Raw genomic sequence first — 20,970 nt, forward strand, 5'->3', positions numbered from 1 at the left:
ATCAAAAATCGCTCATTTGAGCGATTTTTTTATTTAAATTCAAATTTATTCACACAAAAAATTCAATCAATGAAAAAGACGCTTCTCTCACTGATTTTTATGTTAGTTGTCATAACGATTAGTGGTCAGGTTACAACCTCAAATATTTCCGGGTTGGTTTATGATAGTGCAAATCAATTGTTACCAGGAGCAAATATAACAGCTATACATTCCCCAACTGGCACAACATATGGAGGAACAACCAATTTTGACGGAAGATATGATCTTATTAATTTAAGAGTAGGAGGGCCATATAGAATTACAATAAGCTATTTAGGTTTTAAGCAAAAGGTATATGATGATGTCTATCTTCAATTAGGACAGACATATAATGTAGATGTACAAATGGAAGAGGATGATAATCGGCTGGAAGAAGTAGTGATTACCATTGATAAGAATTCAACATTTAGTAGTGAAAGAACGGGGGCAGAAACAAGTATTGGAAATAGAGAACTCAAAGCACTGCCAACAATTACACGCTCTGCAGCAGATTTTTATAGATTAGAGCCCACAGCATCTAGTAATGGTTCTTTTGGTGGTAGAAATGATCAGTTTAATAATTTTAGTTTGGACGGGTCAATTTTTAACAACCCTTTTGGCTTGGATGCAGCTACTCCCGGAGGTCAAACCAATGCGCAACCTATTTCACTGGATGCGATTGATCAGATTCAGGTGTCCACAGCACCATATGATGTTACGCAGGCAGGTTTTACCGGAGCATCGGTGAATGCAGTTACAAAAAGTGGAACAAATGAATGGAAAGGGACTGCTTATGGTTTTTATCGTAATCAAGATTTAACAGGTAATAAAGTGGGTGATGATGATATCATTGTTCCCGATTTAACACAAGCACAGTATGGACTAAGTGTTGGAGGACCAATTATCAAAAATAAATTATTTGTTTTCGGTAATTTTGAAATAGACGATAGAGAAGACCTTGGGTCTAATTTTCTGGCAGCAAGGCCTGGATTAACAGGAGCTAATGTTTCAAGGGTTAGTGCAGAAGATTTAGACTATGTATCGCAGCAGCTAGGTTTATTAGGCTATGAAACCGGGCCTTATGAAGGGTATACTCATAATACAGCATCTACTAAAGGGATTCTAAAACTAGATTGGAATATCACTAATAATCATCGCATGGCAATTATTTATAATTTTCTTGATGCTTCAAGAGATCTACCTGCCAATCCAGAAGCTGCCGGCCGCAGAGGACCAGATTTAACGACACTTCAGTTTAGAAATGCGGGATATACTATTAACAATAAGATAAATTCATTTCTTGTAGAATTGAATTCTAATTTTGCTGGAAATGTATCAAACAAGTTTCAGGCTGGATATACTTTTTTTGATGATAGCAGAGATCCTTTTTCTGTACCTGCACCACCCATTAATATTTTACAAGATGGAGTTAGATATATTGTGGGAGGTCATGAACCGTTTTCAATTAACAACAGATTAGAACAAAAGGTGTATCAGGTAACAAATAATCTAAATATAGTGACAGGAAATCATACCGTCACGATAGGAGCTAGTTTTGAGCGTTTTGAATTTGATAATTCATTTAATCTAGGTGTATATAGCTTTTTTAATGACGATGGTGGAGTAGGCTTTTTTGCCCCTGATTTTGATAGTGTCCGTATCACAGCTGGTTCTACTAATAGTTTTGAACAAGCTATTAATAATGGTCTTATTGCAGAAGCTTTGGCAAACGCACAGAGTGTTTTTGATACTAATAATTCAACTGATAATTGGGCCTTGGCAGAAACTAATGTGGGGCAATTAGCATTTTATGCACAGGATAAATGGAGAATGAATGAGAAATTTACATTTACCTATGGTATTAGAGTAGATCAACCCCTGTTTTTTGATACAGAAGATAAAATTGCAGAAAATATAGAAAGATCAGCAGGAGGTACTTTTCCTGATGGAAATTATCAGCCAGGAATTACATATTTTGATGAAAATGGGAGTGAGGTTCAGTTAAATAGTTTAGATCTGCCCACCAGAAAGCTATTAATTTCTCCCAGGGTAGGTTTTAATTATGATCTAAAAGGAGATAAAACGATACAAGTACGAGGAGGAACAGGTATTTTTACAGGTCGTTTGCCTTTTGTATGGATAGGAAATCAAGTAGCAAATCCTAATTTCTTTTTTTATACGACTACAGCACCTGATTTTCAATTTCCACAGGTATGGAGAAATAGTTTAGGTATTGATTATAAGTTTAAAAACGGGATCATAGCTTCTACTGATTTGATATATACAGAAGATATAAATGCACAAATCGTTCGGGATTTTGGTTTGGGTACTCCTACTGGTATTCTTAATGGAGGTGCCGATGATAGACCTGTGTATTTAGCATCTGATAGGGCAGTTAATGAATTTGGCGACATTACTAATGCATACGTTTTTACGAATACCAGCGTTGGTCATTCATTCAATTGGTCCTTCAAACTACAAAAAAACTTTAAAAATGGATTGTTTGCAAGTGTAGCCTATAATTATCTGGATGCAGAAGATGCAAGTTCTCTGGATGCAGAAATTTCTAGTGATGCTTTTAACAGGAACCCAGCTTTTGGTAATGTAAACAAAGCTGTAAGCACATCATCAAGATATGGTGACAAGCATCGAATAGTAGGACAGCTAAATAAATCCTTTAGTTATGGTAAACGAAAACAGTGGAGGACTTCTGTAGGTACTTTTTATGAATATGCTCGCGGAGGACGTTTTAATTATACATATGCAGGCGATATAAACAGTGATGGATCTAATTTGAATGATCTTATATATATACCCACAGCAGACGAACTGGACACTTATAATTTTAGTGGAACAACTGTAGAACAAGCGGATCAACGCGCTGCTTTTGAAGCGTATATTCAACAAGATGAATATTTAAGCGATCGAAGAGGTGAGTACGCAGAAAAATATGCGATTCTAAGCCCTTGGAGAGGGCGTTGGGATATGAAGCTTCTACAGGATTATGATTTACTGATTGGGGATAAAACAAATACAATTCAATTGAGTATCGATATTCTTAATTTGGGTAATTTATTAAATTCTGATTGGGGAGTGATTGAAATACCTGTGAACGATCAACCAATAGGAGTTTCTGTAGATGATGATAATACACCAACCTACACTTTTGATACATCGCAAACAAAAACTTTTGGAAACGATTTTAGCCTGGATTCCAGATGGCAGGCACAAGTTGGGCTTCGATATATTTTTAACTAAAGCATTACATATCGTTGGATGAAAATCCGTTCTTGATTTATTAGGAACGGATTTTTATTTATTAGTATTTTTGCAGCCAATTTTATTTAGAGGATGAAATATCAAAGACTAACAAAAGAGCAATTAGAAGAGTTACACCAGGAATTTATCAATTTCCTGGCAACACAATCGATTACAGCAGATGAATGGGATACAATTAAAAAAGATAAACCAGAAGTTGCAGAAGAAGAGTTAGATGTTTTTAGTGATTTAGTTTGGGAAGGTGTATTAGGTAAAGCAAAATTTTTAGAACATTTTTCTAAGGATCAGATACATCTTTTTAATTTGGGTGAAACTGAAATGCATCTTATTGCAGTAAAAGTGAATGCCTCTGATATAGATATTACAACAAGAGAAGGATATGATTGGTTAAAAAATAATCTATTAGATGATCAGGTTGTTTTTTATAACGCTACCAAGGCATATGGAGAAGATCCTAATTTAGATAAATTTAAGCTTATAGTAAAGGGTGCCACTATCACTCAGGGAGAATTATATATGTATTTAAAGAACCTCGTTGGAGAAAAGGGGTGATATGAACAATAGGCTTCTTAGCATATTACCACTTCAACGATCAATGAAACTCAACAAGCTTATAATACTTGCTTTTGCAAAGTGTAATTGTTTGATGGTTGTCAATTTTTGTGTATTCAATTCGGTCATCATACAAATAATATCAGTTCTCAGATGATATTATTGTCAACAAAATTGAATATCTATTCATACCGTAAAGATTCGATGGGATCTTGTTTTGCAGCTTTTAAAGCTGGATATGACCCCGAAACAACCGCAGTCAAGAATGAAGTGATAACGGCTGCGATAATAGCTAACCAGGGAACAGCAAACGGAAAATCAAGTGCATACGCAGCAATGCCTCCTGCGATAATACCAAGTATGATACCAATAAGCCCACCCAATTGTCCGATCAAAACAGTTTCTAAGAAAAACTGACCAGAAATCGTACGCTTTTTTGCGCCCAGTGCTTTGCGAACCCCTATTTCCCGAGTTCTTTCTGTAACAGATACTAACATAATATTCATAAGTGCAATAGAAGATCCAAAAATGGTAATAATGCTTATGATCCATGCAGCCCAATAAAGATATCCTGTGATGCTCGAAATTCTATTAATAAGGTCATCACTCCGCTCTAGCCCAAAGTTATTTTCTTCTACAGGATTCAATCCTCGAATATTTCTAAACGTAACGATAGCTTGATCCTGAGCACCTTCCAGAAATTGTTTGTCATCGACCTTAACACTGATATTATAATTAATATTGGGTAAGGTAAAAATAGAACGCGCTACTTGTAAAGGAATAAGCACCCTAAGATCTTGATTATTTCTGAATGTAGCACCTTTGCTTTCTAAAACACCAATGATTCTGAATTTGACCCCACGGATACTGATAGTCTTATCGATTGAGGTTGTATTTTTAAATAAGTTTTTTTTAAAGTCAGAACCAATCAAACATACTTTGTTATTGTTCTCAATATCAAAGAAAGTGAAATTTCTTCCGTTTTCAATCTCTGTTCCTGTATTCTCGAGATAATTTTCATTAATTCCCAGCACAGAGACTTCGGGGTCTGTCTTTTCACTTTCATATTTTACTTCGGCATTTCTGGTACCGGTAAAAGAAACAGAAGTTTTAGAAAATGGATACTTGAATTTGTCCTTAAACTGGCGTACATTACGATAATTAATAATTGGATTTATTTTCTCTCGATTCCTGTTACCTCTCGTTGTAAACTCATATTGCTGTATATTAAAAGTGTTTGCTCCCATAGATGCAAAATCTCCAGTAATTGTCTTTTCCAGAGCTCCCAGAAATGTAAGAATACCAACTAAGGCAGTGATACCAATGGCAATTATTAATACAGTCAGAATTGTTCTTAAAAGCTGACCTTTTATAGAATCCAAAGCAATACGGATATTCTCTCTTAACAGTGAAAACATAAATTATTCAAGTAGTTTGTAATAGTTAGACTATAGAATGTTCATAAAGTTACTTAAAATAGAAATTTATTTTCAGTTTATATCATTTCTGTTTTAAAATTAGTTGAATAGAAGGCAGTATTATTATTTTTTAGACTAAAAAATAAAATTAAAGCATCCATAGCTGGTCTCTTTTTATTTTGAAGCATAAGCGAAAAGAGTACATTTGAATAGTTGAATTCAAGCAGGAATTGGTACAACAAGGAAACCCTGCGATGGAATCTCGCAGGGGTATTGTGCATTGTATTATGGCAAGAAAAATATAGAATACAGTACACGATTAACACAAAAAAAGTGAATTGGCTTACTTGATTTAGTTCCTTAAAAAAATGGTATATTCCATAGTATCCAAATTATATTTTTAGTAACAAAATTGCTTAATATTTATATCAAAATTATCTAAAAAATACACTAGTTTTTGTTCTCGAAATAATTCTTTACCTAAAGATAAAATCGATAACAAAACAGTAATTATAACTTAATTATAAAGTTTTGTTTATCAGGTTTTATCATCTTTTTAACAATGAAAAATAATATAATTTATGGCAAGGCTACGGTTTAGTTTTATTCTGAAACTAAGGTAAAAAAAGAACTTGTTATTCCAGTAAACTAGCTCGGGGCAAGCCCACGAGGTATTTATTATAAAAAAATAGTTCGATTTTGAAGCAAAAATGGTATAAATTCAAATCGCAACTGGTATTGTTGTTAATTATTTGATGCTATGGTATCTACTTCAAAAAATAAAGTCTGAATCTCATCAAAAATCTTTCAAATTATGAAAATCGTCTATTTAGGATCAGATAGATAGAAAGATATAAGTAAAACAAGAGCTCTTTATTAATTAGAAGAAATAGAGTTCATAATAAAATAAATGAGTCTTGCAGCCAGTCTTGCAGTACAATGATCGATATCATATTTTGGATTTAATTCTACAATATCCATAGAGAGAAGCTTCTTGGTATCGCATATCCATGCTATACTTTTTAATGCAATGTCTAACGAAAACCCCATTGGAGATGGTGCGCTCACACCAGGAGCCAGACTAGATGAAAACCCATCTAAATCAATGGTTAAATATAGATAATCAACAGCAGACGCAAAATTATCAATCTCCTTTTTAATACTTGCTGAATTTGATAATGTATAGTGTGTGTTTTCTATAAATTTCACATCATACTCTTTTGCGGTTTTGTATAGTTCTTTGGTGTTTGATTCTTGTTGAATCCCAAGGCAGAGGTATTTAAAAATATCACTTTCTTTTGCAATTTGATAAAAAGGAGTTCCTGAGTTTCCTTGAGTTGTAATTTTTCGTAAGTCAAAATGCGCATCCAGATTTATAATTCCGATGATTGAATCGGGAGTATATGTTTTTATACCGTTATAGTGCGCGTATGCGAGATCGTGACCACCACCTAAAATGATATTAAAATACTTTTTGGTTAACAGTTGGCTTATTTTGTTAGCCATAAAACTTTGAGTATACTCCAGATCATTTACATTACAGACAATGTCTCCAGCATCTATAATTTTTACATACTCCCTAAAATGATTAGAGAGCGGGGATAACATCTTTCTGATACAATCCGGACCTTCTGCCGCACCAATTCTACCTTGGTTTCTTTTTACGCCTTCATCACAGGCATACCCTAAAATAGAAAAGGATGTAGCATCAGCATAAGGGAGTTCCTCGTTCTCGAGATCAATCAATTGTATCTTTTCATGAAGATACAATTGATTACCAGAGGTACGTCCATTCCATAGGGTGGCGTTTGTTTTTTTATAATTGTTCATTAGAATGGATATTCATCATCTATATCTCCTTTGTGAAACAGAGTATTCACCATTCCATAATGATAACCACTAATACTATCTCTGATTTCTAATAATAACTCTTTGGTTGATTTTTGAGTTTTTAAGCGGGTATATTGTTGTTTTATAGCATCAATTTCACTATGGATTTCTCCCTTAACTTCCATAATTTTTTTCAGAATCCCTTTTTCTGATCGTGCATGAAAACTTTCATAATAAAATGAAGTGTCTGGATTGTGATGTTTTAATAGATATTTGTCACTTTCTAGTTTACTAATCTCTTCATTTAACTGTTTTATCAATGGTTCTAATTGACCACTATTTAGAAAAACTTCTGTAGAACTATCGGCATCTATCTCTTTTTGTAATACCAGTAATTCATAATAATTACGTTCTTCCCAAGCTGAGGATAGTTTTTTCATCCATTCTTCTCTCTTTTCTTTTTCTAAGGGATCAATTACTAAATCCGGATGTGCCTTTTTTACCAGGGTTTTATATAGCTTCTGAAAATCTTTATCAGTCGTTTTTACTTTTTGCTGTTGTTCACGATGCTTTTGTTGTTGTTCCTGCTCATAAAAATTATGATATTCATGTGTCTGTTGATCTGAGTAATCTTGCTGGAATTTTTCTCTAAATTCTGGGTTAGCAAAGTCTTCAAAGTTAAAATTCTCTTCATCAATGTTCACTCCCATATTCTTTAAATACTCTTTTGCCATTTCATTCATCATTTCTTTTTCAAAATCATCCATATTTTCCGATTGCAATCGGGTGATTTCTTCATGAATTTCAGCTATTTTTTCTGATTCATATCCTTGAGAAAACAGTTCGTTTACTTCATTTAATATTCTGGATTCTATCATTTCTTTTTGCCACAAGGCGAATGCTTTTTGATTGAATCGTTCATAAAGTTTGATAATAAATTGCTCTTTTAGTTCTAATAGCTTTTTGTCTTCCTTCTCGATATATTGATCATATAATTTTTTTGCCGTATTGATGGTATTGTTAATTCTTGAGATCTGTTTTTTAAGCTGCTCTATTTTTTTGAGTTTTTTATCAATAACAAGGTTGCTTTTATGAGTATCCTTGGATGCAGAATCATCAAGTACTATAGTAAGATTGTTGTGGTTTTCTATGGTATTTTTCATTTTTGAGATAATGACGATTAAATGTGATCATTACATTAGATAGTAATGATTTTTTATAACTAAGTAATATTTAATTTAAAAATATCAAAAAAATGAACTTCAATATTATATTTTGAGTTTTTCTATTAATATGTTTTCAACAAAATTAGGAATAGTTATTTTTAATTGTGGTGTGCGTTGCATTTCTCTTTTGATAGCAAATATTGCTTCTTCATTTCTTGCCCAACTTCTGCGGGAGATACCATTATTTACATCATAAAACAGCATGTTTTTAAGTTTTCTGGAGGCATCATCAGAACCATCTAATACTAGTCCAAAACCACCATTTATAACTTCTCCCCAGCCAACACCACCTCCATTATGTATAGAAACCCAGGTTGCACCTCTAAAACTATCACCAATTACATTATGTATCGCCATATCTGCTGTGAATTTGCTGCCATCATAGATGTTACTGGTTTCACGATATGGGGAATCAGTACCACTTACATCATGATGATCTCTACCTAGTACTATGGGAGCAGTTATTTTTTTTGTTTTTATAGCCTGATTAAATGCCTCTGCAATTTTTATTCTACCTTCTGCATCTGCATATAAAATTCTTGCCTGCGAACCCACTACAAGTTCATGTTGTTTTGCCTCTTTGATCCAGGTAATATTATCCTGCATTTGCTGCTGAATCTCCTCGGGAGCTTTGTTTTTAATTTCTTGTAGTATTTTTAAAGCAATTTGATCCGTTGTGTCCAGATCTTCTGTTTTACCTGAGGTGCAAACCCATCTGAAAGGACCAAATCCATAATCAAAACACATAGGCCCCAGAATATCTTGTACATAGGATGGGTACCTGAAATCAATTTTGTTTTGAGACATTACATCCGCTCCTGCCCGGGAGGCTTCTAGTAAAAAAGCATTACCATAGTCAAAAAAATAGGTACCTCTGGCTGTATGTTTGTTAATAGCTGTTACCTGTCTTCTCAGAGAATCTTGTACTTTTGTTTTAAAAGCCTTTGGGTTATTAGCAATTAATTCATTTGATTCCTTGTAACTCAATCCAACAGGATAGTAACCACCAGACCATGGATTGTGTAGTGATGTCTGATCTGATCCCAGATGCACAAAAATATCTTCATCATAAAATCGTTCCCAAACATCCACAATATTTCCGGTATAGGCTATAGACACAACCTCTTTAGATAGAATTGCTTTTTTTACTCTGGGTATGAGATGATCTAAATGATTGATTATTTCGTCTACCCAACCTTGTTGGTGTCTTTTATTTGCTGCATCAAGATTTACTTCTGCACATACAGTAATACATTTGGCTATATTTCCAGCTTTCGGTTGTGCACCGCTCATACCACCTAAACCAGCGGTTAAAAATATCTTTCCTGAGGGGTTTTCTTCTGGTTTTAGTATTTTTCTAAATGCATTCATCACTGTAATCGTAGTCCCGTGCACGATTCCTTGAGGACCAATATACATATAACTTCCTGCGGTCATTTGTCCATACTGTGTAACCCCTAAGGCATTAAATTTTTCCCAATCATCTGGTTTGGAGTAATTAGGAATCATCATTCCGTTAGTGATGATCATTCTTGGAGCTTCTTTAGAAGAAGGAAATAACCCTAATGGGTGTCCTGAGTATATATGTAATGTTTGTTCATTAGTCATTGTAGCCAGATATTGCATTGTAAGCAGGTATTGCGCCCAATTCTGAAATACGGCACCATTGCCTCCATAGGTTATCAATTCTGCCGGATGCTGTGCCACAGCAGGATCCAGATTGTTTTGTATCATCAACATAATGCCTGCTGCCTGTATGCTTTTTGCAGGATATTCATCTATAGATCTTGCATATATCATATAATCAGGGATGAATCGATACATATATATACGCCCTGTTGTATTTAATTCTTCTAAAAATTCGGTTGCTAACTCCTGATGCCAAGTGTCCTTAAAATATCGCAATGCATTTTTAATTGCTAATTTTTTTTCTGCTTTAGACAATATTTGTTTTCTCCTGGGGGCACGATTTAGTGTGGTGTCCATTTTTTTTTTAGGAGGAAGTTTTTTAGGAATGCCTAGTAGTATTTGTTCTTTAAAAGTCATTTAAATAAGTTATTTACAAAAAGAAGGAAAAAGAATAATTTTTGAGCTGCTATAGTCAGGTCCATTTTTTATTCTGCATATATTAAATCTCCACGTTTCCATACTTGTGATGGCGTTAATTTACCTTGATGGTATAATATCTCGTTGTAGTGGTTTGTTGGGAAGAGGCAAAAATCTGCTAACATTTTTGGTGCTAATACTCCCCGATCTTTTAGCATAAGAGCTGCAGCAGCTCTGTACGTAATGCCAGCAAATATTTCTGCATTGCTCAGTTTTTCAAAAGTTCCTAAAATACTAGCTTGTGATAAAAGATCTCCCATGGGCGCTGATCCGGGATTCCAATCACTTGCTATTGCTAAAGATCCACCGGCATCTAAAATTTTGCGAGCAGGAGTGAAAGAGTGTCCTAAACCAATAGAAGCTCCAGGCAATGCTACAGATATTGTGTTACTTTCTGCTATTTTTTTTATTTCATTATCTGTACTAGCTTCCAGGTGGTCAGCACTTACAGCTCCTATCTTTACGGCTACTTCGCTGCCTCCAGCAGTAAATTGATCCGCATGTACTGTGATATCAAACCCCATTTCTTTTGCTTTATAAAAATAAGGATATATACTTTTAGCAGAAAAAGCACTTTGTTCTACAAAAGCATCTATTCTATTGGTTAGGTTTTCCATTTTTAGCATAGGAAATAATGAAGAGGTTATTTCATTGAGATACATTTCATGAGTACCGGTATAATCTTTAGGTAGCATATGTGCAGCAAGACAAGTAGGTATCAAATCAGACTCCAGATTTAAATTAGCTTCTTTAATGGCTCTTAACATTTTTAGTTCTTCATCAATTGATAAGCCATAACCACTTTTTACTTCAACGGTGGTAATTCCATTTTTGAGTAATAAATTTGCTCTTTTCATAATACAGTGAGAGAGCTCTTGCTGGGTAGCTTTTCTGGTTTGGGTTACAGTATCCCAAATTCCACCTCCAGCTTTTGCAATTTCTAAATAGGAACTCCCTTCGTTACGCATGGCATAATCATTAGCTCTGGATCCAGCAAAACATATATGTGTATGTGCGTCTATAAAACCAGGTAAGCAAACATGCTCAGAAGATAGTTCTATGATTTCTGCGCCTAGGTTTACTATGAATTCTTTTAATTCAGAATATATACCAATAGCATAAATATATTCACCTTCTATTACTATTCCAGCGTTTTCTATACTTGATAATTCATCATTCCTAATCGCCCCTTTGAATGGAAGATTATCCATACTAACCAATTGAGTAATTGGTCCTATAAGTTTATATTGTATCATAATTAATAGGTTTCGAATTCGTGAGAGAATTTAGTTTCTAACGATAAATTCTCTTTTTTAATTACTGTATTGGCTATAGAAATGATTTTCTTTTCTTGTATTATATTGATACCTTTTTTGATATCATCGGCAAAAACCCGATCTTCTTTAGCAAAAGGTACTTCTTTTCTGATAGTTCTATGAATTTCATCTAATATAATACCAGATTTCAAGGGTTTTCTAAATTCAAAAGCCTGAGCAGCAGTTAATAATTCTATGGCTAATATCTTTTCGATGTTTTCTAGTACTTTGAGAGCCTTTCTGCCGCCAATAGATCCCATACTTACGTGATCTTCCTGACCTAGTGAAGTAGGGATACTATCGGCACTGGCAGGAAAACATAATCCTTTATTTTCACTTGCTAATGCTGCAGTTGTGTATTGTAAAATCATATACCCGGAGTTGATACCGGTATCATTCATTAGTAATTTGGGTACTCCTGGTGAATTACCTTCCAGGGCAAGATATATTCTCCTATCAGAAATATTACCTATTTCTGAAGCTGCCAAACAGGCATAATCGATAGCCATTGCCAAGGGTTGTCCGTGAAAACTACCACCGCTGATCGTTAATTCTTCATCAATAATAACAGGATTGTCTGTTACAGAGTTTAATTCAATTTCTACTAATTCTTTAAGGTGTAACCATGCATTTCTGGAGGCTCCGTGTACTTGTGGGATACATCGTAATGAGTATGGATCCTGAACACGATCACAATCAATATGATCCTCCATAATTTCAGAACCTTTAAGTAATGATTTTACTCTGGAGGCTACGTGGATATTTCCTTTGAAAGGGCGTAACTTATGTAATTCTCTGAAAAAAGGTTTTACAGATCCCTGAAGACCTTCTATCATCATCGCACCAATAATATCTGCCTGCGAAAGACAGCTATGTAATTTTTCTATGATTTTGACTGCATGTGCAGCTATAAATTGTGTTCCATTAATTAGTGCCAGTCCTTCTTTAGGACCTAGATTCAGGTGGTCTAAGCCTGTATTTTTAAAAAGCTGTCTGGTGGTAATCACCTTATTTTGATATGACACTGTTCCTAAGCCGATTAGAGGAAGAAATAAATGCGATAAAGGCGCCAAATCTCCAGAAGCCCCCACAGAACCTTGTGAGGGAACTATGGGAATTGCATTATTGTCTATATGCCAAAGTATCCTGTCGAGTGTGCTTTCTGCGATGCCCGAGTATCCTTTGGATAATGACTGTAATTTAAGAATTAACATGAGCTTAGCGATTTCGATATCAATTGGATCTCCAACACCAACACTATGGCTTTTTAATATATTTGACTGTAAAATTTTGGTCTCATCTTTAGAGATCAGAGTAGTACATAACGGTCCAAACCCAGTATTGATTCCATATACAGGATTGCCTTTGTCTACGATATTATCCACCACCTGTCTATTGTTACTTATTTTTATACGTGCATTTGCAGAAATAATACCTTTTATTTCTCCACGAGCAATTTTTAAAGCTATCCCGGCTGTGAGATGATGTTCTCCGTATAGGAAATGATGTATCGTTTTAGACATTATACTTTTTATTTGTACAGCCTAAAGATACTTTGTATTTTTGATAATTATAAATACTTATTTTATCAATGATTAATAACTATGAGGTATCAATTAGAATTAAGACACTTTATTTATTTTTTGGCGGTAGCAGAAGAATTACATTTTAGAAAAGCTGCAGAAAGACTATTTATTTCGCAACCAGGTCTGAGTAGGCAGATTAAGCAAATGGAACAAATTATTGGCGCTTCACTATTCATTAGGAATAAAAGAAAGGTTAGCTTAACAGCAGCTGGCGAGTACCTGAAAAAAGAAGTAGATTATATCTTTAATCATATTGACGTTACGATAAGGCAAGTAAATTTGATAGATAGTGGTAGCGAAGGTGAGGTGCGGATTGGTTTTTTGGGTTCAGCGATGCAGACGGTCATACCGGATTTTTTGATACGAACGGATGAAGAATATCCTAAAATAAAGTTTAGCCTGGAAGAAATGTCTAATTATGATCAGGTAAAAGGAATTATAAAAGATGAACTGGATATAGGTTTTGTAAGATTATCCAGAGTACCAGAAGGTCTAAAGATTATGCCAGTAGAAACAGATACTTTTTCATTGGTGGTACCAAAAGATCACGAATTAAATGAGAATAATTTTAAAGGGGTATCACAAGTAGCAGAGGAACACTTTATTTTGTTTTCTTCAGATTATAGTTCGATATACTACGATAAGATTATGAGTATCTGCGAAGATCAGGGTTTTACACCTATTGTTTCTCATAAGTCAGTGCATGCGCATACAATTTTTAAATTGGTGGAGAATAGGTTAGGGGTTGCTATCGTGCCTACATCCCTACAATATGGTTTTGATCTGGATGTAAAGTTTCTGGAGATCCCCAATATTTCTCAAAAGGCAGTATTGTCTGCAATTTGGAAAGAAGATAACAGGAATCCGGTTTTAGAGAAGATCCGTAAGTTTTTGTCGGTGAACCCATCTTGACTTTTTCTATATCCTAAAAAATAGGTAAAATTTGCCCATATTTCGTTACTTTTTTCGTCTGTAGTCTTACTATAGACTACAAAAAGTGTCTTATCTGGACAAATTTCTACTCATTTTCAGTTAAAAATAAAAAGCCAAGATGAGTTCAGTATAAAGACTTAATATATATGAATAATGAAGTTAAGTCATAAGAGTTAGATTTTGAAATTATGATTTTAAGAAGGCATATTATAAAAAAATTGCTCTTCTGTAATCTTTCCATTATTTACCTGATATACACAAAGTTCTTCGATTTCCATACGACCTTGTTCTTTAAAGGTACAATCCATTTTCATTGTACAGCTAAAATGAGTATCTGCTACAATGGGATCAGAAATCTGGCTCCCGTGAAATTCTTCTACAGTAGTATACCAGTCCTGACTTTTTTTTGTGACTGCATCTTTTCCTGTGACAACAGGATTAGGAGCACCTGGCATTTCCTTGCTTGTAATATTTTGGTCATATAATTCATTAATAGCTTGCATATTTTCACCTATGCGGCAGAGCTCTACTAAACGATTAGCAACTTCTTGTGTATTCATTCGTTTTAAAATTTATTGATTTATATTGTTAAATTACAAAAAACATGGATTCATTAATTTTAAAAAAATGTTATATTTATGATTATCCTACAGCTTGTTTATAGATTTTGAGGCATCGCTCTCTGGCCATTTTATGTTCTACTATTGGAGTCGGATACGTAAGTTCATTGATATCTTTGATCCAAGTACGAATGTATTGTAAGTCTTTATCAAATTTTGCTACCTGGGTTGTGGGATTGAATATTCTAAAATATGGAGCAGCATCCACACCAGAGCCAGCAGCCCATTGCCAGTTACCAACATTAGCTGACATATCATAATCCAATAATTTTTCTGCAAAATAAGCTTCACCCCAACGCCAATCAATAAGGAGGTGTTTGCATAAAAAACTGGCTACTAACATACGCACACGATTATGCATATATCCTGTTTCGTTTAATTCTCTCATCCCCGCATCAACCAGTGGATAGCCGGTTTTTCCTTTTTTCCATTGATCAAAATGTTCTTCATTATTGAGCCATTCAATACGATCATATTTAGGGCGAAAAGATTTTTCTTTTGTTTGTGGGAAATGCCAAAGAATTTGCATAAAAAACTCTCGCCAGATCAGTTCTGACCAGAATACTTCATTTTTTTCTGCAATTGCCTGTTTCATTATTTTTCTGATGCTAATGGTTCCGAAGCGTAGGTGAGGGGCTAGTTTAGACGTACCATTGTTGTGAGCAGGAAAGTTTCTGGTATCTTCATAATTTTGAATAAATTCTGCAGATATGTTGTAATCCAGCACTTGAATATGAGATTTAGTAAACCCCATAGCTGATAGGCTGATTTTCGGGAGGTTTTGATCTTTGATTAAATTACCAAGTAACTTTTTGGTATCATGTTTTTTTAATTTATCAGCGTCAAAATGTTCTTTCCACTTGTTTTTATACGGCGTATACACGACATAAGGGTTTCCATCATTTTTTGTGATTTCATCTTTTTCAAAAATGACTTGATCTTTATAGGTATAAAAATTTATGTTTTCGGGACTTAATATTTCTTTAATCTTTAAATCTCGCTGAATTGCATAAGGTTCATAATCGCGATTAGTATATACAGAGGTGATAGTGTATTTATCATTCTGTACTAAATTTTTGAAAATCTGCTCTGGAGTTCCATACAATATAGCTAACGAGCTGTTGTATTTTTTTCTAAACGCTTCATTTATATCTTGTAATGTGTTAAAAATAAAAGATACACGCGCATCATCTTTTGGGAGTTTGTCTAAAATTTCTGTATCAAAAATAAAAATTGGTAAAACGGGGATACCACTTTTCAGCGCCTGTGTTAATCCTATATTGTCTTCTATTCTCAAGTCTCGACGAAACCAAAATAGTTGTATCTGTTGCGACATTTCCTAATGCGTATTTAATGTAGACATTCCACCATCTACTCCAATAACCTGACCAGTGATCCAACTGCTATCATCACTTAATAGGAATTTAGCTATGTTGGCAATATCATCAGCATTTCCAACTCGTTTGAGAGGATGTCTCTCGTTCATCATTTCCTTCTTTTTGTCGTTTCCTAATAATCTTTTAGCTAGCGACGTATCTGTTAGGGAAGGAGCAATTACATTGACTCTGAATTTAGGAGCAAATTCTGCAGCCAGTGCCTTCGCAAATCCTTCTATAGCACCTTTGGCAGCGGCAATACTGGTATGAAAAGGCATTCCGACTTTTACAGCAACTGTACTAAAAAACAATAAACTAGCTTGATCAGAATTTTTTAAATTAGGGAGTATAGTATGAATGATACGAACAAGAAACATGAAATTTATTTGCATATCTTCTTCAAAAGCCTGTGGCGTAAGCATTTGGAATGGTTTTAGATTTATACTGCCGGGGCAATACACAAAGCCATCAATAGTTTCTGGCAATAAAGCTGTATCAATCGTATCTGTAGATGCATCATAGGGAATATGAGTCACTTCTATATTCCCAAGATTTTCTGAAGTTCTGGAAGCTATATAAATGGTATGATCTTGATACAGTTTTAAGGCAATTTCGAATCCGATACCATGACTACCACCTATTAATAGTATATTTTTTCTCATTATTGTAATTAATTAGATTTTTTAAGTGAACAGAATTTGATGATCTACAGAGGGTTCATAGGTTCCAAACATTTTTACTAATTTCTTTTTACGATACTCAAATATCTCTTTTAGTTTGGGTTTTACTATAAAAGGATGAACTAACTGCCCAAGAATACCAAAAGGTACTTTGTAGTCGATAATATCCTCCATTTCCACACCACCAGGGATTTCTTTAATAAAATGTTTGTGATGCCAAAGTGCATAGGGACCAAACCTTTGCTCATCTACAAAATATTCTTTATCCACAGCGTGTGTAATTTCTGTTACCCATTTATTTTTAATACCGGCAATTGGAGTAACAATATATTGAATTATTTGACCAGAATACATGTTCCTGTCAGCACCAGAAATAATCTCAAAGCCCATGTAATCAGGAGTTATGGTCTTTAGGTTTTTGGGGTCAGATAAAAAATCCCAGGCTTCCTGAACAGATATAGGAAGGTTTTGTTTAGCTTTTAATGTATATATTTTCATTTTGTACCCTTGTTTCAGATAAAAGTACAATCATTTTGTTTAATCTTGAAGTATAAAATGTTAAACAAAATAAAATAATCGTCTAAAGTTTTATTTTCGAATAAAAATATTTTTTTATCAAAATAAAATTGATCGATAGATTTTTAACAAATCAGGAACAGTTTAGAAATAGGATTCTGCCCAAGACTTTGCTTCATCTATTGTATCAAAAAAGACAAAAGACTTATCGAATAGTTTTTGTTCTGCTATTGCCTTGTCTCTTTCTTTATTATTATTAGCAGATACAATTGCTATCCCTTTCATATTTGATAGCTGTCCTTGTTTATATACTTCTTCTAAAACTTTATTAGCTTCTTTTCTAATAGAAATCATCAGAAAGCTTTGATTTCCATAATAATTCTTCAGCTTTTTTCTTATTGTATTTGCCTTTTCCAGTGTAAGTATAGTACCTTCTTTATTCGTAATTATCACAAATCGATCATATAGTTCCATTGTGCAAAAATCATTATTATATAACTCCATTGGGGGAATCTTAATTTATGTTTAAAGATATGTTAAATAGAATTAATTCTAAAGCTAGAACGAGAAATTCTAATTTTAAGTATCAACACTCCTTACAACAATTATCAGACTTCACTAATTTGCAGGTTAATACTGCTAATAATGCCCCAATTATTGGAGCTATCATATAGAGCCATTGATGTTCCCAGTGTCTGGATACTAATGCAGGACCTAATGATCTTGCGGGGTTCATAGAAGCATTTGTCATAGGACCGGCGAACATTGCTTCTAGTAGAACCACTCCTCCGATAGCAATTCCTGCCATCATTCCTACTTCTTTAGAGCCTGTTGAGACATTAATGATCACTAACATTAAGAAGTAGGTAAGTAATAGTTCTAAAACAAAAGCTCTCAAGTCATCAAAAGATGGGATTGTACCTCCCAGAAATTCACTTTCGGGAAATAAAAATAATAGGACACTACTAGCAGCTATTGCTCCAAAACATTGTGCGATAATGTACTTAGGAACTTCTTTCCATTCAAATTTTTTTGCATATGCAAATGCAATAGTAACTGCCGGATTAAAATGGGCTCCGGAAATATCCCCAAAAGAATAGATCATTGCCATAACGATAAGCCCCCAGGTTACGGCAATCCCTACATGAGTAACATCTCCACCTGTTATTTCATTTATTGTCATAGCACCTGTTCCGCAGAATATCATGGCAAAAGTTCCTATAAATTCTGATATATATTTTTGTCTCATAGTTTTGAAAATGATCACAAATATAGTACTACTTATTTTAAGTTTTTGTTAACTCTTATATGCAGCCGTTATTATTAATTTCGTCATAAAGTATTACTAATAACAGACTAAATTTAAACACAATGAAAAAGATTATCTTATTTGTATCTGCTGCTTTAATATCAATTGGTATAGAAGCTCAGGTAAAAGTACCTCAACCCAGTCCTACCTCAAAAATAGAGCAGGTAATAGGGTTAACTGATGTTTCTGTAGCTTATTCTCGTCCGAGCATGAAAGGACGTAAGATTTTTGGAAACCTGGTTCCTTTTGATAAATTATGGAGAACAGGAGCTAATGCAAACACAAAAATAACTTTTAGTAGTGCTGTCAAAGTAGGAGGTAAAGATCTTAAAGAAGGTACGTATGCAATTTTTACAAAACCAGGGAAAGAAAACTGGGAAGTTATTTTTTATAATGATGCTACCAATTGGGGGACTCCAAAGGAATGGGATGATACCAAGGCTGTTGCCAAAATTTCTGTAAAACCAAATGAATTACCTTTTAATGTTGAAACATTCACTTTAATGTTTAGTGATTTTACACCCGAAAGTGCACATTTAAACATTATTTGGGAAAAAACCGAAGCTGCCATTAAGATAGAAGTTCCTTCAAAAAAAATGGCTTTAGCTAGTATAGAAAAAACGATGGCAGGACCATCATCGAATGATCATTATCAAGCTGCTGTTTTTTACAAGAATGAAAAAGATTTTGCAAAAGCAAAGGATCACATCGAAAAGGCAATTTCTTCTCGAGAAAAACCAGCTTTCTGGTTTCATAGACAACAATCATTAATATATGCTGGAGCTGGAGATAAAGCAGGAGCTGTAAAAGCGGCTAAAACCTCTCTGGAATTAGCAGAAAAAGCAGGGAATGCTGATTATATAAAACTAAATAAAGATTCTCTTGCAGAATGGGGAGCTAAATAAAAAACTTCCTTTCTCATTTTTACGATTAAAAAAAGCTGACTTGATACCAAGTCAGCTTTTTTTAATGATTCAATACTTAAAAAGTTGGAATTTCATCTAAGTGTATGCCTAAAACTTGTTTCGCAATACTATTCAACTGTTCTGTAGTACCTTCAAAATGATAGGTAGTTTGTATATGTTGTAAAATGTCTCCAACCTTTAATTCTTTTGCTGCAGAGGAAGATTCAAATTCATAAAATGGCCAGTTAGCTTCTTTTTTCTCGTTAACATCTCCATTAAAAATATTAATCACGTCACCAGTATAAGGGGTACTATTCCCTGGAATAGAGTTTACATATAGTTGTTCATCTTCAAATGTAAAGGTTACTATATTAAGCAGGTTTAAGGAAGGAGAATAACTACCCATACTATTTTTAGTGTATTGTGGTGAAATTCCAATTTTGCTTACATGCTTGGCATCTCCTTTAAAATATGCAACCTTATCTTTTATCCGAAGACGTTCTTTTGTAAGAGGAGAAAAATATGAAATAATACTATCAGCATCTTTTTGTAAGGGGATAATCACTTTAGTATCAGAAGCTGTTAGGTTACAACCCAGTTCCCAGATGCTCAACAATCCTGACTTTTTATTCCAGGCATGTGATCCTATATTTTTTATTTTAGTTTTAGCGCTAAAAGCAACTTTTGACAACTCCTTTGGAACCGAAATTCCTAATCCCTTATTAATTTCTGAGGTATTTAGTATCGAGATCTCTCTATCGATATCCAGATGAAAATTAGTGCCTTTAGTATTTGTAATTGTCATAGTACCATTAGCAGTAACAGAGGTATTTGTTTGTGTTGTCTTTTTAAACTTAACTGAATCTAAATCTTTTGGAGCCCTCATATATTTTGATTGCTGTGGTTTCCCGGGATCGAAGAATATAGAATACTCACCAAACTCAGGTCCAAACCAAAAGCGACTTTCGCCTCCCAGATATGCAAATGAATTGAGGTGCTTTTTAGTGTCTAGAAGTTTCCAGTTTATCCAGCCTCTGCTCACTCCATTAAATCCATTAGTGCTACTGGTAAAAACTCGGGCTTGAAAAGAAGGAGAGACTGCCACCAGACTTTCTTCGGATTTTAAAATAATAATATCATCAATGCCCTTTTGCAGACGTTCTACATCATATCCAAAAGTCCCTTTATTAGTAGTACTGTCAAAATTCATTATTACAATTGATACCATAATTAAACAAAGTATCCTTTTTATAAGTTTTAGCTTCATAATTTTAAAGTTAGATCTTAAAAGTATCAAATA

17 protein-coding genes are annotated in these 20,970 nt (G+C 34.0%); 4 read left to right on the plus strand and 13 right to left on the minus strand.

All coding sequences use genetic code 11. The annotated features are described in order from the left end of the window. Positions 1-69: 69 nt before the first annotated feature. Positions 70-3,276, plus strand: coding sequence for a carboxypeptidase regulatory-like domain-containing protein (locus F0000_RS15265; protein WP_149625593.1), 3,207 nt, complete (start codon positions 70-72; stop codon positions 3,274-3,276). 93 nt (positions 3,277-3,369) lie between these two features. Next, on the plus strand, positions 3,370-3,849 hold the full coding sequence (locus tag F0000_RS15270) for a DUF6495 family protein (RefSeq protein ID WP_149625594.1): 480 nt from the start codon (positions 3,370-3,372) through the stop codon (positions 3,847-3,849). 182 nt (positions 3,850-4,031) lie between these two features. Here the strand turns inward: F0000_RS15270 and F0000_RS15275 are convergent, their stop codons facing one another. From F0000_RS15275 to hutH, 6 genes are all read right to left on the minus strand, one after another. Next, positions 4,032-5,267, minus strand: coding sequence for an ABC transporter permease (locus F0000_RS15275; protein WP_149625595.1), 1,236 nt, complete (start codon positions 5,265-5,267; stop codon positions 4,032-4,034). Between the two features lie 876 nt (positions 5,268-6,143). After that, positions 6,144-7,097 carry a formimidoylglutamase gene (gene hutG, locus F0000_RS15280; RefSeq protein ID WP_149625596.1) on the minus strand — a complete coding sequence of 318 codons (954 nt, stop codon included), beginning with the start codon at positions 7,095-7,097 and terminating at the stop codon, positions 6,144-6,146. Next, positions 7,097-8,260, minus strand: a complete 1,164-nt coding sequence (locus tag F0000_RS15285; protein ID WP_149625597.1) for a hypothetical protein — start codon at positions 8,258-8,260, stop codon at positions 7,097-7,099. The genes hutG and F0000_RS15285 overlap by 1 nt, the downstream gene beginning before the upstream one ends. A gap of 105 nt (positions 8,261-8,365) precedes the next feature. After that, positions 8,366-10,369, minus strand: a complete 2,004-nt coding sequence (locus tag F0000_RS15290; protein WP_149625598.1) for a urocanate hydratase — start codon at positions 10,367-10,369, stop codon at positions 8,366-8,368. A gap of 68 nt (positions 10,370-10,437) precedes the next feature. Beyond that, on the minus strand, positions 10,438-11,685 hold the full coding sequence (gene hutI / locus F0000_RS15295) for an imidazolonepropionase (protein WP_149625599.1): 1,248 nt from the start codon (positions 11,683-11,685) through the stop codon (positions 10,438-10,440). 2 nt (positions 11,686-11,687) lie between these two features. Then, complete coding sequence (hutH, locus tag F0000_RS15300) at positions 11,688-13,268, minus strand: histidine ammonia-lyase (protein WP_149625600.1); 1,581 nt, start codon at positions 13,266-13,268, stop codon at positions 11,688-11,690. 81 nt (positions 13,269-13,349) lie between these two features. Between hutH and F0000_RS15305 the strand changes: the two genes are divergently transcribed. Further along, entirely contained in the window at positions 13,350-14,243 is an 894-nt protein-coding gene (locus F0000_RS15305) for a LysR family transcriptional regulator (RefSeq protein ID WP_149625601.1), read from the plus strand. Between the two features lie 215 nt (positions 14,244-14,458). Here the strand turns inward: F0000_RS15305 and F0000_RS15310 are convergent, their stop codons facing one another. The 6 genes from F0000_RS15310 to F0000_RS15335 all read right to left on the minus strand — a co-directional run bounded on the left by F0000_RS15310 (position 14,459) and on the right by F0000_RS15335 (position 18,705). Next, positions 14,459-14,824: a SnoaL-like domain-containing protein gene (locus F0000_RS15310; RefSeq protein WP_149625602.1), complete on the minus strand. Its 366-nt coding sequence runs from the start codon at positions 14,822-14,824 to the stop codon at positions 14,459-14,461. 82 nt (positions 14,825-14,906) lie between these two features. Further along, positions 14,907-16,220 carry a deoxyribodipyrimidine photo-lyase gene (locus tag F0000_RS15315; RefSeq protein ID WP_149625603.1) on the minus strand — a complete coding sequence of 438 codons (1,314 nt, stop codon included), beginning with the start codon at positions 16,218-16,220 and terminating at the stop codon, positions 14,907-14,909. Positions 16,221-16,223: 3 nt separating this feature from the next. Next, positions 16,224-16,922, minus strand: coding sequence for an SDR family NAD(P)-dependent oxidoreductase (locus F0000_RS15320; RefSeq protein WP_149625604.1), 699 nt, complete (start codon positions 16,920-16,922; stop codon positions 16,224-16,226). Between the two features lie 21 nt (positions 16,923-16,943). Next, entirely contained in the window at positions 16,944-17,438 is a 495-nt protein-coding gene (locus tag F0000_RS15325) for an SRPBCC family protein (RefSeq protein ID WP_149625605.1), read from the minus strand. Positions 17,439-17,600: 162 nt separating this feature from the next. Continuing rightward, a complete protein-coding gene (locus F0000_RS15330; protein ID WP_149625606.1) occupies positions 17,601-17,960 on the minus strand; it encodes a hypothetical protein in 360 nt (119 codons plus the stop codon). 82 nt (positions 17,961-18,042) lie between these two features. After that, the gene (locus F0000_RS15335) at positions 18,043-18,705 is read right to left on the minus strand and encodes an MIP/aquaporin family protein (protein WP_149625607.1); all 663 of its coding nucleotides are present in this window, start codon (positions 18,703-18,705) and stop codon (positions 18,043-18,045) included. 122 nt (positions 18,706-18,827) lie between these two features. Here F0000_RS15335 and F0000_RS15340 point away from each other — a divergent pair, with 122 nt between their 5' ends. Next, a complete protein-coding gene (locus F0000_RS15340) occupies positions 18,828-19,670 on the plus strand; it encodes a DUF2911 domain-containing protein (protein ID WP_149625608.1) in 843 nt (280 codons plus the stop codon). Between the two features lie 76 nt (positions 19,671-19,746). On the opposite strand, the gene F0000_RS15345 is transcribed toward F0000_RS15340, so the two are convergent. After that, the gene (locus F0000_RS15345; RefSeq protein WP_149625609.1) at positions 19,747-20,937 is read right to left on the minus strand and encodes a DUF6786 family protein; all 1,191 of its coding nucleotides are present in this window, start codon (positions 20,935-20,937) and stop codon (positions 19,747-19,749) included. Positions 20,938-20,970: the final 33 nt, after the last annotated feature.

It is taken from the genome of Aquimarina sp. RZ0 (assembly GCF_008370685.1).
Classification (GTDB): domain Bacteria; phylum Bacteroidota; class Bacteroidia; order Flavobacteriales; family Flavobacteriaceae; genus Aquimarina.

Excerpts from the sequence above, each read along its gene's own strand:
- F0000_RS15265 (WP_149625593.1), top strand. The coding sequence starts at position 70 with ATGAAAAAGACGCTTCTCTCACTGATTTTTATGTTAGTTGTCATAACG.
- F0000_RS15270 (WP_149625594.1), top strand. The coding sequence starts at position 3,370 with ATGAAATATCAAAGACTAACAAAAGAGCAATTAGAAGAGTTACACCAG.
- F0000_RS15275 (WP_149625595.1), bottom strand. The coding sequence starts at position 5,267 with ATGTTTTCACTGTTAAGAGAGAATATCCGTATTGCTTTGGATTCTATA.
- hutG (WP_149625596.1), bottom strand. The coding sequence starts at position 7,097 with ATGAACAATTATAAAAAAACAAACGCCACCCTATGGAATGGACGTACC.
- F0000_RS15285 (WP_149625597.1), bottom strand. The coding sequence starts at position 8,260 with ATGAAAAATACCATAGAAAACCACAACAATCTTACTATAGTACTTGAT.
- F0000_RS15290 (WP_149625598.1), bottom strand. The coding sequence starts at position 10,369 with ATGACTTTTAAAGAACAAATACTACTAGGCATTCCTAAAAAACTTCCT.
- hutI (WP_149625599.1), bottom strand. The coding sequence starts at position 11,685 with ATGATACAATATAAACTTATAGGACCAATTACTCAATTGGTTAGTATG.
- hutH (WP_149625600.1), bottom strand. The coding sequence starts at position 13,268 with ATGTCTAAAACGATACATCATTTCCTATACGGAGAACATCATCTCACA.
- F0000_RS15305 (WP_149625601.1), top strand. The coding sequence starts at position 13,350 with ATGAGGTATCAATTAGAATTAAGACACTTTATTTATTTTTTGGCGGTA.
- F0000_RS15310 (WP_149625602.1), bottom strand. The coding sequence starts at position 14,824 with ATGAATACACAAGAAGTTGCTAATCGTTTAGTAGAGCTCTGCCGCATA.
- F0000_RS15315 (WP_149625603.1), bottom strand. The coding sequence starts at position 16,220 with ATGTCGCAACAGATACAACTATTTTGGTTTCGTCGAGACTTGAGAATA.
- F0000_RS15320 (WP_149625604.1), bottom strand. The coding sequence starts at position 16,922 with ATGAGAAAAAATATACTATTAATAGGTGGTAGTCATGGTATCGGATTC.
- F0000_RS15325 (WP_149625605.1), bottom strand. The coding sequence starts at position 17,438 with ATGAAAATATATACATTAAAAGCTAAACAAAACCTTCCTATATCTGTT.
- F0000_RS15330 (WP_149625606.1), bottom strand. The coding sequence starts at position 17,960 with ATGGAGTTATATAATAATGATTTTTGCACAATGGAACTATATGATCGA.
- F0000_RS15335 (WP_149625607.1), bottom strand. The coding sequence starts at position 18,705 with ATGAGACAAAAATATATATCAGAATTTATAGGAACTTTTGCCATGATA.
- F0000_RS15340 (WP_149625608.1), top strand. The coding sequence starts at position 18,828 with ATGAAAAAGATTATCTTATTTGTATCTGCTGCTTTAATATCAATTGGT.
- F0000_RS15345 (WP_149625609.1), bottom strand. The coding sequence starts at position 20,937 with ATGAAGCTAAAACTTATAAAAAGGATACTTTGTTTAATTATGGTATCA.